This window comes from Mycobacterium sp., from assembly GCF_046095365.1.
In the GTDB taxonomy this organism is placed as follows: domain Bacteria; phylum Actinomycetota; class Actinomycetes; order Mycobacteriales; family Mycobacteriaceae; genus Mycobacterium.
Map to the genome: position 1 here is coordinate 1 of NZ_JBJTJF010000195.1, position 11,980 is coordinate 11,980.

Consider the following 11,980-nt stretch of genomic DNA (forward strand, 5'->3'; position numbering starts at 1 on the left):
CCGCCACCGCCGGGCTCACCCGCGCGCCGGTCGTCCCCGCACCGGCAGGGCACACCGCCGCAGCCCCGCCGGCGGCGGCCGCTCCACGACCACTGCTCCCCTACGGCGCCGACATCCGGCCTCAGGGTCTCAGCGCACCACCCGTCACCGCGGCCGCGCCCGCCGGCGCGCCGGTCAGTGCCTCCGGCCCTCCCGGGCCCGCCGGGCAGTATCCGGTGGGACGCCGGATGACGGCGGTCGCGTCCGGAGTCGCCGCATCCGCGGCGGGGCATCCCCAGAGAGCGTTCGACGCCGGCGCGACCCGGGCCAGTGGGATAGGCCGTCTACACAGCTTGCTGACCGCGGTGGCCCGACAGCGGCCCGAGTTGCGTTGGGCGTTAGGCGACCTCGGAAACGGAACCATCCTCCTGGTGACCGATCTCGCCTGCGGTTGGATTCCCCCGGGTGTGCGCATTCCGACCGGGGTGGGACTGCTGCCGCCGGCCGCGCGCCCGGCCGATCTCGCCGCGTTGCTCGGCGGAAGCGTGCTCACCGCGGTCTACCAGCCCGGCCCGGGCCCCGCGGCCGCCGACGGGGAGACGGCGGTGCCGGACTGTGCCCGCGAGACCGTCCCGGTCGACGATCTGGCCTGGGAGCTGTCCCAGACAGTCAGGGGGCGCGACGGACTGCCGCGGCTGGCGCACACCCTCGCCCGGGCCGCGTCATCGGGCACCGGGGTGCTGGACTCCGAGATTGCCCTGCTGCGCCGGCATCTCGACGCGACCGCGGGCGAGGTGCTCGACAGCTACCCGGCGGCGGTGAACCACGATCGGGTGGCCGACTGGCAGTTGCTCGCCGCCGTCGATGCCCTTGTGCACGAACGGATCACGACGGCCAACTACCACTTCGCGTGGTTCCTGGCGTTGACCCGGGCCGGGCGGCGATGACCGACGGTCAGCTGCACGCCGACGTCGAGAGGTATCTGCAGGCGGTGGCGATGAACACGGCTCCGCCGCGGATCGCCTCGGATCCCGTGGTGGCCGGAGTCACGCCGATCGAGCAGCTGCTGGCAATACTCGGCCTGGCCGCCAACATGGGCGACGAGGCGGATGCCGCCGCGAGCGCCGAGATGCATGCCGAGCGCGAGGCCAGGACAGGCGACGCCGCCGGGAAGTTCGGCGCCTACGACCAGCAGGCCGCCGAGGAGTTGAACGCCCTTGCCGCCGGCCCCGATCAGGCGGCCGGGACGGCTGGGCAGCTGCCCCAGCTGGCGTCGAGCATCGCCGGCGCGGTGGCCGGTGCCGTCAGCGGGGCATTGCAACCCCTGGTCGCGCTTCCCCAGCAAGTCGGCCAGGGACTTCAGCAGGCCGTGCAGGCCGGTGCCTACGTGGTACGCCAGGCCGCCGAGAGTGCCGCCGCACCGGATGGGGAGCCCGATCCGGCCGGCGCACCTCTCGCCGAGGGCTTCGGCGGCGGGACGGGGGCAGACACCGCCGGGGACGGGTGGCGCGGCCCAGGCGCGGGTGACGGGCCAGGAATCACCGCACCCACGGCCTTCCTCGGACCGCCCCCGGTGCCCTCGGCGAGCACTGCGCCGTCGTCGACACCGCCCGCACCGATCGCCAAGCCGGGAACCAACGCACCGGCCGCGACCGGGACGGCCGGTATGGCGGGGCTGCCCGTGGTTCCGCCCGGTTCGATGGCCGGCGCCGGCGCCGACAAAGATGCCAAGGCCGAGACCAGACGCGTCTCGGCGCCCGCGGTTCGCAACGGCGCACCGGTTCAGGGCCGACTGATCCCGCCGTCCTCCCTTGCCCCGGTGTCTACGAAGGCCGAAGCCAAACCCGTTGTCACCCGCCGGATCAACGCGCCCACAGCCGCGGGCGGGGATCCGTCCGGCGCAGCCAAGCGGGACCTCTGAGCCGCCGCAACCCGGAACACGGAGGCCCGGAAGCCACGGCGCGCCCTTCCGCGCGACTACCATCGTCGGCGGTGCAGTAGCGGTCGCAGGCGCTGCCCGGAAAGGCCGATCGACCATGACCCCCGACGTCGAGCTGCCCATTCCGGTGCCGGACATACCGGGAGCCGACGCGGGATCGGCGGGCCTGCCGGCCCGTTCGGACCTGACGCGGTTTCAGCGAGTGGTGGTGGACTCCTCGGCCCTCGCCGACATCGGCCTGCGCACCGCGATATCGACGGTGATCGGAGCGGCCGTCGCGCCGACGATCCTGACCACTGCCCTGCGCCGCGACGAGGCGAGGCGGGAACGCGACAACATCGGCTTCTACGTCGATCTCGCCGCCCGGAAGGATCCGGCGAAGTCGTTTCCGGCTCCGTCCACGGTCCCGAACGTCTCCACCCGCGCGGCCAATCCGATCGCCGGGTACATCGCACACGGCAACGTCCACAACGGCTCCTTCCCGAGCGCCTTCGAACCGATCAACCCCGACGTACGCGAGAGATGGCGAGTGTTCCAGCGCAACAACATCGTTCGGTTCCAGCATTGGCGTCACACCGACGGCCCTCGTCCCACCCTGTGCGTGATCCACGGTTTCATGGGGTCGCCGTACCTGCTCAACGGACTGTTCTTCGCACTGCCCTGGTTCTACCGATCCGGCTACGACGTGCTGCTCTACACGCTGCCGTTCCACGGTCGTCGTGCCGAAGGCGGATCCCCGTTCAGCGGCTACGGCTTCTTCGCCAACGGGATGACCGGATTCGCCGAGGCGATGGGCCAGGCGGTGTATGACTTCCGCACCATACTGAACTGGTTGCAGCACAACGGCGTAGACCGCATCGCCCTTACCGGGCTCTCCCTGGGCGGCTACACATCGGCGTTGGTGGCGTCGGCCGACGACCGGCTTGAGGCGGTGATCCCCAACGTTCCGCTGGTGACACCGGAGTCGGCGTTCGACGAGTGGTGGCCGGCGAGCAAGGTTGTCCAGTTGGCCCGCTTCGTCGGCGGGATGAGCCGCGAAGAGGCCTACTCCGGGTTCGCCTACCACTCCCCGCTCAACTACCGGCCCCTGGTCCCCAAGGACCGCAGACTGATCATCACCGGCCTCGGCGACCGGCTTGCACCTCCGGGCCACGCCGAGGCACTGTGGGAGCACTGGGATCGCTGCGCGTTGCACTGGTTCCCCGGCAACCACGTGCTGCACGTGAGCCAGCCGGAATACCTGCGTCGGACCAACCGCTTCCTGCGCCCGTTGATGTTCAGTTCTTGACGGCGCTGACCAGGGTGATGCTGCGGATCATGTTCGTCACCTCGGCGTCCGCCGTCGGCGCCGCGCGACCGACCGCGTCGAGGTACTCGGTCAGGCTCGTCGCCTCGGCCGCCCAGCCGCGCTCGGAGAACCACTGCGCGGCAGGGGCGCACTGCTCGTTGTAGACCAGCTGCCACCACTGCCCGCGCATGTCGTCGGCTTGCTTGGCCTCTTCGCGCTTGGCCTCGAAGGCGGTCTCGTCCATCGGCCGGCCCTCCTCGACGGCCAGGCGGCTACCCGGGCAGGCCAGTGTGTCGATACCGCTGAACAGTTTCTCCTGCGCCGCTGCGGGCAGGTAGATCAGCAGGCCCTCGGCGATCCAGGCCGACGGCTCGCCGGGGTCGAACCCGGCCTCCCGCAGCGCCGCGGGCCAGTCCTCGCGCAGGTCGACGGCGACTTCCCGGCGCGGCGCCTTCGGTGCGACGCCGCGCTGCTCCATGGTCTGGCGTTTGAAAGCCAGCACGCGGGGCTGGTCGAGCTCGAAGACGGAGGTCCCGGCGGGCCAGTCCAGGCGGTAGGCACGGGAATCCAGACCTGCTGCCAGCAGGACGATCTGGCGGACCCCGGCATCGGCTGCCGCCTGGAAGTAGTCGTCGAAGTACCGGGTCCGCGCGGCCTGAAAGGTGACGAAGTGGACGCCGAATTCCTCGGAGCGCAGCGGATGACCCGGCGCGGAGCCGTCAAGCAGATCGGCCCACGGTCCCCCCGCCGCCCGGCAGAACACCTCCGCGTAGGAGTCGACGGCCAGCGGTTCGGACTTCTGTGCCTCCAGGGCGCGGGCAGCGGCGACGAACAGAGCCGTGGAACCCACGCCGGTGGTGATATCCCAGCTGTCGTTGTCGCTGCGCACGCTGGAACGTCAGACCAGCGGCCGGCCGGTCCGCATCCGCCAATCGACGTCATGCAGAAGCAGATTGAAGGGGAAGTTGCGCACGAAAGACGGCGCTACGGAACTGCCCAGCCTTATCGCGGTCATCAGCGCGTCGAACTCGCGTTGCTTGGAGCGGCTCCAGTCCAGCTTCATCTCGTCTCGGAAGCGCTGGGGCAGGAACCCGGTGGTGATCAGCAGCGCGAGGCCCTCGTTGATGTTCTGCAGCGGGAACGGCAGCCGCAGGCCCCGCAGACGGGCTACCGCGATCGGGTAGAGGAACTCCCGGACGGCATCGTCGATGTGGATCTTGTCGAGCTGATCGTCCCAGTACCTGTCGAAGGCGGCGCGGTCGGCCGGCCACATCTCCGCTCGCATCTGCAGCATGGTGCCCAGCGCCATGCTGTCGCGGTAGTGCTGGTCGGCGGTCTGGTCGTCCATCTCGCCGATGAACGTGCGGCGGACGTCGACACCGCCCTTGTACAGGCAGGCCGCCACCCACAGCTGGAGATCGGGATCGAGTGCGTTGTACTTGACCGGGCTGTCCGCGGTCGAGGTGACCTGCTTGTGCGCTTCGGTCACCGCTTTGCGGTAGGCCTTCTGCTGCTCCGGTGTGCCCCTGGTGGCCACGGCGAGGTAGGTGAAGGTTGTGCGGGCACGCTTGATCGGGTGGCGGTCGATGCGTCCGCTGTCCACCCGGCTCTCCATGACGCCGTATCCCACAGCCGGATGGCCGAGTTGCATGATGACGTTCGCCGGGCCGGCCAGCAGTGCGATGCCCGGGATACCGTCGTCGAAGAAGGCCGGCCGGATCAGCCGCTGCAACAGTCCGCGGCCTGCGGCCGGACCGCACGACTCGCTGACCGGCCGTTCGACCACGCCGGCGTATCCGCTCACCCGCAGGACCCCTGTCGCACTGTCTGGAAAACGATCGTTTCCCGATATTGTGTCACCCTCGCGGCGATGTCAAGATCGCCACCGGTGGAAAACATTGAGCCCGAATCGGATTGGTTCGACACCGTCTACGGGAGGCCGGGTGGACGCTGACCCGCACCGAACCGGGGCACTACGCCGGGTCACCGTGCGACTGGTACCGCTGCTGATGGCGTTGTACTTCGTCAACTACCTTGACCGAACCAATCTCGGTATCGCCAAGATGCAGGTGAGCGCAGACCTGCAGCTGTCGGCAACCATGTTCGGCCTTGCCTCGGGCATCTTCTTCGTCGGCTACGTGCTGGTGGAGGTGCCGTCGAATCTCGCGCTGGTTCGCTTCGGCGCCCGGCGCTGGCTGGCGCGCATCGCCGTCTCGTGGGGAATCATCGCCGTGGCGACAGCCTTCGCGCCCAACGCGGCCACCCTGCTGGCGTTGCGTTTCCTGCTAGGTGTCGCCGAAGCGGGCCTGTTCCCCGGTGTGGTGTTCTACCTCAGCAGCTGGTTCCCGGCCGGCTACCGGGCTCGCGTCGTCGGGGTCTTCATGCTGGCCGTTCCCATTGCATCGGCTGTCGGCAACCCGTTGTGCGCCTGGTTGATCGAGACCGGGCACGGTGTTCTCGGACTGGCGGGATGGCGGTTCATGATGATCTGCGTCGGCCTGCCCGCGGTGTTGCTCGGCATTGTCGTCTGGTTCACCCTCACCGATGGGCCCACAGACGCGCACTGGCTCAGCGAGACCCAGCGTGAATGGCTGATCAACACACTCGCCGCCGAAGACCGCCACGTCAGCACCACCTACCGGTACCCGCTGCGCCGGGCACTGACCAGTCCGCGGGTCTGGGCTCTGGCGGTGGTCTACTTCGGCGTTGCCTACGGGTTGTATGCACTGGCCTTCTTCCTCCCCTCGATCGTGGCGGGCTTCAAGACCTCGTTCGGCGTACATCCGACGCTGATCGAGGTCGGTTTCATCACCGCGGTCCCCTACCTTTTCGGCGCGGCGGCGATGTTCCTGTGGTCCCGGCACGCCGACCGGATCGGCGAGCACGTCTGGCACGTGGCACTTCCGCTGTTGCTCGGCGGCATCGCCATCCCGCTGGCGCTTTACCTGGACCATCCGGTCGCCACCATGGCCCTCGTGACGATCGCGGCGGTCGGCATATTCGCGGCGCTACCGGTGTTCTGGGCGCTGCCGCCGCGCTTCCTGACCGGCGCGGCGGCCGCGGCCGGGATCGGCCTGATCAACTCGGTGGGCAACCTCGGGGGGTTCGCCGCCCCCTACGCCACCGGCGCGCTGGCGGATCTGACCGGAGCCAACCGGGCCGGTATGTGGGCGGTCGGGGCCATCATGGTCCTCGGAGCGAGCCTGGTGGTGTGGCTGCGGGCCACGCCCAGCCCCGACCGCCGCGGCGGGTCCGGGGAGTACCCTCGGTCCCAACCCACCGGTTAATCGGGTCCCTTGAGAGTTGGAGGCGATCGACACATGCCCCTCGCGATCACGTCGGAGCATCAGGATCTCGCCGATTCGGTGCGCGCACTCGTCCGCCGGGTAGCCCCGGCCGAGTTCCTGCACGCCGCGCTGGAGACCCCGATCGGCAACCCGCCGCCGTACTGGCGGGCCGCGGCCGAACAGGGTCTGCACGGGCTGCACCTGGCCGAATCGGTCGGCGGACAGGGCTTCGGACTGCTGGAATCGGCCATCGCGATCGCGGAGTTCGGCTACGGCGCCGTCCCCGGGCCCTACGTTTCCTCGGCCGTCGCCGGCGCGCTGATCGCCGCCCACGACCCGGACGCCAAACTGCTGGCCGAAATCGCGGCCGGCGAGACCGTCGCGGCCTTCGCGCTGGAGTCCGATCTGACCGCCACCCGCCAGAACGGCACGCTGGTGATCCGGGGAGAAGCGCGCTCGGTGCCAGCCGCAGCCCAGGCCTCGGCACTCGTGCTGCCCGTCGCCATCGACGGCGGAGTCGAATGGGCCGTGCTGGACGCGGACTCACTGGAGATCGAGGCGGTCCGGTCGGTCGACCCGTTGCGCCCGGTCGCCCACGTCCGGGCCAACGCCGTGCAGGTCGGCGCCGAGCGACTGCTCTCCGGGGTCTCCCAGGCCGCCGCGCGCGCCATCGTGACCACCCTGCTCTCGGCCGAGGCGGTGGGCCTGGCCCGCTGGGCCACCGACGCCGCGTCGGAATACGCCAAGATCCGCGAGCAGTTCGGCCGGCCGATCGGACAGTTCCAGGCGATCAAGCACAAGTGCGCCGAGATGATCGCCACCACCGAGCGTGCCACCGCCGCGGTGTGGGACGCCGCCCGGGCCGTCGACGAGGCGGCCGGTCGGAACTGGGACAACGCGGCCACTCACTACGAATTCGCGGCGGCGGTCGCCGGCACCCTGGCCCCGGCGGCAGCCCAGCGCTGTGCCCAGGACTGCATCCAGGTGCACGGCGGGATCGGGTTCACCTGGGAGCACGACACCAACGTCTACTACCGGCACGCTCTCGGCCTGGTGGCGGCCTTCGGCCGCTCGGCCGACTACCCGCAGCGGGTCTTCGACACCGCGACGGCCACCGGAATGCGGCCGCTGGACATCGACCTCGATCCGGACACCGAGAAACTGCGCGCGGAGATCCGCGCCGAAGTCGCTGCGCTCAAGGCGATTCCGCGCGAGGAACGCAAAGCCGCCATCGCCGAGGGCGGCTGGGTGCAGCCACACCTGCCCCGACCGTGGGGCCGGGCATCCGGGCCTGTCGAGCAGATCATCATCTCCCAGGAGTTCACCGCCGGCCGCGTCAAGCGACCCGGAATGGGTATCGCGGCGTGGCTTATCCCCTCGATCGTCACCTACGGCTCCGACGAACAGCAACAGCGGTTCCTACCGCCCACGTTCCGCGGCGAAATGGCATGGTGCCAGCTGTTTTCCGAGCCGGGTGCCGGTTCGGACCTGGCCAGCCTCACCACCAAGGCCACCCGGGTGGACGGCGGCTGGCGGATCACCGGGCAGAAGATCTGGACCACCGCGGCGCAGTTCGCCCAGTGGGGCGCGCTGCTGGCCAGGACCAACCCGGACGCACCGAAGCACAACGGGATCAGCTACTTCCTGCTGGACATGAAGCAACCGGGAGTCGAGATCAAGCCGCTGCGGGAGCTCACCGGCAACGCGTTGTTCAACACCGTCTTCATCGATGACGTGTTCGTCCCCGACGACCTGGTGCTGGGCGAGGTGGACCACGGCTGGGAGGTCAGCCGCAACACCCTCACCGCCGAACGGGTCTCGATCGGCAGCGACGAGCCGTGGTTCCTGCCGAACCTGAACCGCTTCGTGGAGTTCGTCGGATCCGGCCACTTCGACCAGGTGGGCCAGCACCGGGCCGGGGTGCTGATCGCCGAGGGACACGCCGCCAAGCTGATGAACATGCGCTCGACGCTGTTGACACTGGCCGGCGGCGACGCCATGCCGTCGGCGGCGATCTCCAAGCTGTTGTCGATGCGAACCGGGCAGGGCTACGCCGAGTTCGCGGTGTCCTCCTTCGGCGTCGACGGCGCGGTGTGGGAGGAGGATTCGCCGGAAGGCAAGTGGGCGGAGTTCCTGTTGGCCAGCCGCGCCACCACGATCTACGGCGGTACGTCGGAAGTGCAGTTGAACATCATCGCCGAGAGGCTGCTCGGCCTGCCCCGCGATCCCTAGGGCGCTACCGGATCTCGATCTGGCGCAGTTCGCGCTTGAGAATCTTGCCGGTCGGATTGCGCGGCAACTCGGCGAGGAAGATCACCTCGCGTGGCACCTTGTAGCGCGCGAGGTGTTCCTTGACATAGTCCTTGATCGCCTCCTCAGTGAGGGAGGCCTCCTCCTTGAGCACCACGAAGGCACGCAGTCGCTGGCCGAAGTCCTGGTCGTCCACACCGATCGCGGTGGCCTCGACGACCTCGGGGTGTCCGCTGATGAGGTCCTCAACCTCGGCGGGGAACACGTTCTCCCCGCCCGAGACGATCATCTCGTCGTCGCGGCCGCTGACGTAGAGCAGCCCGTGGTCGTCGAAGTAGCCGACGTCGCCCGAGGACATCAGCCCGTCGATGATCTCCTTGCCGCCCCCGCCGGTATAGCCCTCGAACGGGAAGAAGTTGCCGACGAAGATCCGACCGACCTTGCCCTGCGGAACCTCCTTGCCATGGTCGTCGAGGATCTTGACCTTCACGCCCTTGATCGTCGGCCCGACCGTGGCCGGGTTTCTGCGCAGGTCCTGGGGCCGGGCTATGGAGACGAACGCGATCTCGGTCGAGCCGTAGAGGTTGTAGACCACCGGGCCGATGTCCTTCATCGCCCGGGTGGCCAGTTCGGCGCCCAGTTGCGAACCCGAGGCGAAGATGATGCGCAGCGAGGAAAGGTCCGGCTTGGACTCCATCTTCTCCAGCACGTCGAGCATCCGGGAGAGCATCACCGGCACCACGACTATGGCGGTCACCCGGTACTTGGGCACGTCGGTGAGCACGGTGGCCGGGTCGAAGCGGCGGTGCAGCACCAGCGTCGAGCCCAGCGTCATGGCGATCGTCGCGTGCAGATAGCCCAGCGCATGGAACATCGGCGACGGCAGCGCGGTCACCTCTCCGGCCTTGAACGGCACGTGCGAGAGCACCCCGCCGATCGGGGCCAGAGTCGGCGGCGCGTGCCGGTTGGCGCCCTTCGGGGTTCCGGTGGTGCCGCTGGTCAAAATGATGATCGACGATCGCTTGGTGGCCTTCGGGGCGTCGGTCCTGGGGCTTCGGGCGATCAGGTCGGCCAGTGTCTCGTCGGTGCTGCCGGACGGCCCGTCGGCGTCCGGGTTGGTCGCCAGAGCCCGCAGCTTGCCCAGCGGGGCGTCGGCCATCATGACCGCCTCGGCGTACTCGTCGTCGTAGATGATGACCTTGCCGCCCTCGCGGGCCGTCACGTCGCGGATCTGCGGGCCGGAGAACTCGGTGTTCATCATGATGGTGCGGGCGCCCACCCGGGCACAGGCGTAGTTCGCGATCAGGAACCAGCGGTGGTTGCGACACAGGATGGCCACACCGTCGCCGCCCTTGACACCCATCGCCAGCAGCCCGTTGGCGGCGGCGTTGGTGGCCTCGTGGAGTTCGGCGAAGGTCATCGTCCCCTCGTCGTCGATGATGGCCAGCCGATTGGGATTGCGGCGCGCGTTGAGCGCGGGGATCATCCCGACCTCGCCCCACCTCCGGACGTCGGCGGCCAGTGCGGCGAAGTTCTGCGGGGGCTCAAGCCCGAACGCCCCTGAGGCGATCATCTTCTGCAGGTAGTGCAACTCGGCCGCTCCGCGTTCGGCGTACTGGCGCGCTTTGTCCACTGCCTTGCTGGCGAGATCGGTGAAATTCGGCATGCCGACCAGCGTAGCCATCGAGACGTCCGGATGAGGTTGGATGATCAGGTGGCCCGAATTCACCGGACGCGCGTCATCGCCGCCTCCCCCGGCGCGGTGTGGGACGCCCTGGCCGACTTCGGCGCGATCAGTTCCTGGGCGGGCAACGTCGACCACTCCTGCCTGCTCGAACACGGCGCGGCGGGCCCGGCGGTCGGAACGACCCGCCGGGTCCAGGTCGGCCGCGACGCACTGGTCGAGCGGATCACCGAGTTCACCCCGCCGGCCGTGCTGGCCTACCGGATCGAGGGCCTGCCCGGACGGGTCGGCCAGGTGAGCAACCGGTGGACGCTCGAGCCTGCCGGCACCGGCACCGCGGTCACCCTGACCAGCGTGGTGCGCGCCGGCGGCAATCCGCTGGCGCGGGTGGCACAACACGCGCTGTGCCGGATGATGGCAAGACAGTCCGAACACATGCTCACCGGACTCGCCGCCCGACTGGAGGGATCACCGTGACCGAACGCCCCGACATCGTGATCGTCATGACAGACGAGGAACGCGCGATCCCGCCCTATGAGTCCCCCGAGGTCCTGGACTGGCGCAGCCGGGTGCTGACCGGACGGCGCTGGTTCGACGAGAACGGGGTCAGCTTCGCCCGGCACTACACCGGGTCGCTGGCGTGCGTACCCAGCCGTCCGACGATGTTCACCGGGCAGTACCCGGACCTGCACGGCGTCACCCAGACCGACGGGATCGGTAAGTCCTACGACGACTCCCGGATGCGCTGGCTGCGGGCCGGTGAGGTGCCGACCCTGGGCAACTGGTTCCGGGCCGCCGGCTATGACACCCACTACGACGGCAAGTGGCACATCTCCCACGCCGATCTCACCGACCCCGCGACGGGCGGAATCCTGGCCACCAACGACGACGACGGGGTGGTCGATCCGGCCGCGGTGCGCCGGTACCTCGAGGCGGATCCGCTTGCCCCGTATGGCTTTTCCGGGTGGGTCGGCCCCGAACCGCACGGCGCGAAGACCGCGAACTGCGGACTGCGCCGCGACCCGCTGACCGCCGACCGGGTGGTGGCGTGGCTGGAGGACCGCTACGCCCGCCGTCGGGCCGGCGATCCGGCGGCACTGCGCCCCTTCCTGCTGGTGGCCAGCTTCGTCAACCCGCATGACATCGTGCTGTTCCCCGCCTGGGCGCTGCGCAGCCCGCTGAAGCCCGCACCGCTGGACCCCCCGCATGTGCCCCCCGCGCCGACTGCGCAGGAGGATCTGCGCACCAAGCCCGCCGCCCAGATCGCCTTCCGGGAGGCCTACTACTCCGGCTACGGTCCGGCCGCGGCGATCCAGCAGGTCTACGACCGGTTCGCTCAGCGATACCGCGACACCTACTACCGGCTGCACGCCGAGGTCGACACCCCGATCGACCGGGTCCGCCGCGCTGTTACCGGCGGATCGCAGAACGCCGTGCTGGTCCGCACCGCCGATCACGGCGACCTGCTCGGGGCGCACGGCGGCCTGCACCAGAAATGGTTCAACCTCTACGACGAGGCCACCCGGGTGCCGTTCACCGTGGCCCGGATCGGG

Annotated in this window: 10 protein-coding genes; 7 read left to right on the forward strand and 3 right to left on the reverse strand. The window is 69.5% G+C overall.

The genetic code is table 11. The annotated features are described in order from the left end of the window. From ACKOQ4_RS14795 to ACKOQ4_RS14805, 3 genes are all read left to right on the forward strand, one after another. On the forward strand, positions 1 to 926 hold a 926-nt coding region (locus tag ACKOQ4_RS14795), incomplete at its 5' end, for a DUF5631 domain-containing protein (RefSeq protein ID WP_526293141.1). Further along, positions 923 to 1,900 (forward strand): hypothetical protein, encoded by a 978-nt coding sequence (locus ACKOQ4_RS14800; protein WP_526293143.1) that lies wholly within the window; start codon positions 923 to 925, stop codon positions 1,898 to 1,900. The genes ACKOQ4_RS14795 and ACKOQ4_RS14800, both read left to right, overlap by 4 nt. 115 nt (positions 1,901 to 2,015) lie before the next feature. Further along, positions 2,016 to 3,206 (forward strand): alpha/beta hydrolase, encoded by a 1,191-nt coding sequence (locus ACKOQ4_RS14805; protein WP_526293145.1) that lies wholly within the window; start codon positions 2,016 to 2,018, stop codon positions 3,204 to 3,206. On the opposite strand, the gene ACKOQ4_RS14810 is transcribed toward ACKOQ4_RS14805, so the two are convergent. Then, the gene (locus ACKOQ4_RS14810; RefSeq protein ID WP_526293147.1) at positions 3,196 to 4,095 is read right to left on the reverse strand and encodes a class I SAM-dependent methyltransferase; all 900 of its coding nucleotides are present in this window, start codon (positions 4,093 to 4,095) and stop codon (positions 3,196 to 3,198) included. The genes ACKOQ4_RS14805 and ACKOQ4_RS14810 overlap by 11 nt on opposite strands. 9 nt (positions 4,096 to 4,104) lie before the next feature. Further along, positions 4,105 to 5,016 carry an oxygenase MpaB family protein gene (locus ACKOQ4_RS14815; protein ID WP_526293156.1) on the reverse strand — a complete coding sequence of 304 codons (912 nt, stop codon included), beginning with the start codon at positions 5,014 to 5,016 and terminating at the stop codon, positions 4,105 to 4,107. Between the two features lie 199 nt (positions 5,017 to 5,215). Here ACKOQ4_RS14815 and ACKOQ4_RS14820 point away from each other — a divergent pair, with 199 nt between their 5' ends. Continuing rightward, a complete protein-coding gene (locus ACKOQ4_RS14820; protein ID WP_526293158.1) occupies positions 5,216 to 6,493 on the forward strand; it encodes an MFS transporter in 1,278 nt (425 codons plus the stop codon). 33 nt (positions 6,494 to 6,526) lie between these two features. Continuing rightward, the gene (locus tag ACKOQ4_RS14825) at positions 6,527 to 8,725 is read left to right on the forward strand and encodes an acyl-CoA dehydrogenase family protein (protein ID WP_526293149.1); all 2,199 of its coding nucleotides are present in this window, start codon (positions 6,527 to 6,529) and stop codon (positions 8,723 to 8,725) included. A gap of 4 nt (positions 8,726 to 8,729) precedes the next feature. On the opposite strand, the gene fadD2 is transcribed toward ACKOQ4_RS14825, so the two are convergent. Continuing rightward, positions 8,730 to 10,409, reverse strand: coding sequence for a long-chain-fatty-acid--CoA ligase FadD2 (fadD2, locus tag ACKOQ4_RS14830; RefSeq protein WP_526293151.1), 1,680 nt, complete (start codon positions 10,407 to 10,409; stop codon positions 8,730 to 8,732). Between the two features lie 30 nt (positions 10,410 to 10,439). On the opposite strand from fadD2, the gene ACKOQ4_RS14835 reads away from it, so the two are divergent. Both ACKOQ4_RS14835 and ACKOQ4_RS14840 read left to right on the forward strand, forming a co-directional pair. After that, a complete protein-coding gene (locus ACKOQ4_RS14835; RefSeq protein WP_526293152.1) occupies positions 10,440 to 10,904 on the forward strand; it encodes an SRPBCC family protein in 465 nt (154 codons plus the stop codon). Beyond that, on the forward strand, positions 10,901 to 11,980 hold a 1,080-nt coding region (locus ACKOQ4_RS14840; protein ID WP_526293154.1), incomplete at its 3' end, for a sulfatase-like hydrolase/transferase. The genes ACKOQ4_RS14835 and ACKOQ4_RS14840, both read left to right, overlap by 4 nt.

Excerpts from the sequence above, each read along its gene's own strand:
- fadD2 (WP_526293151.1), bottom strand. The coding sequence starts at position 10,409 with ATGCCGAATTTCACCGATCTCGCCAGCAAGGCAGTGGACAAAGCGCGC.
- ACKOQ4_RS14800 (WP_526293143.1), top strand. The coding sequence starts at position 923 with ATGACCGACGGTCAGCTGCACGCCGACGTCGAGAGGTATCTGCAGGCG.
- ACKOQ4_RS14820 (WP_526293158.1), top strand. The coding sequence starts at position 5,216 with ATGGCGTTGTACTTCGTCAACTACCTTGACCGAACCAATCTCGGTATC.
- ACKOQ4_RS14825 (WP_526293149.1), top strand. The coding sequence starts at position 6,527 with ATGCCCCTCGCGATCACGTCGGAGCATCAGGATCTCGCCGATTCGGTG.
- ACKOQ4_RS14805 (WP_526293145.1), top strand. The coding sequence starts at position 2,016 with ATGACCCCCGACGTCGAGCTGCCCATTCCGGTGCCGGACATACCGGGA.
- ACKOQ4_RS14835 (WP_526293152.1), top strand. The coding sequence starts at position 10,440 with ATGAGGTTGGATGATCAGGTGGCCCGAATTCACCGGACGCGCGTCATC.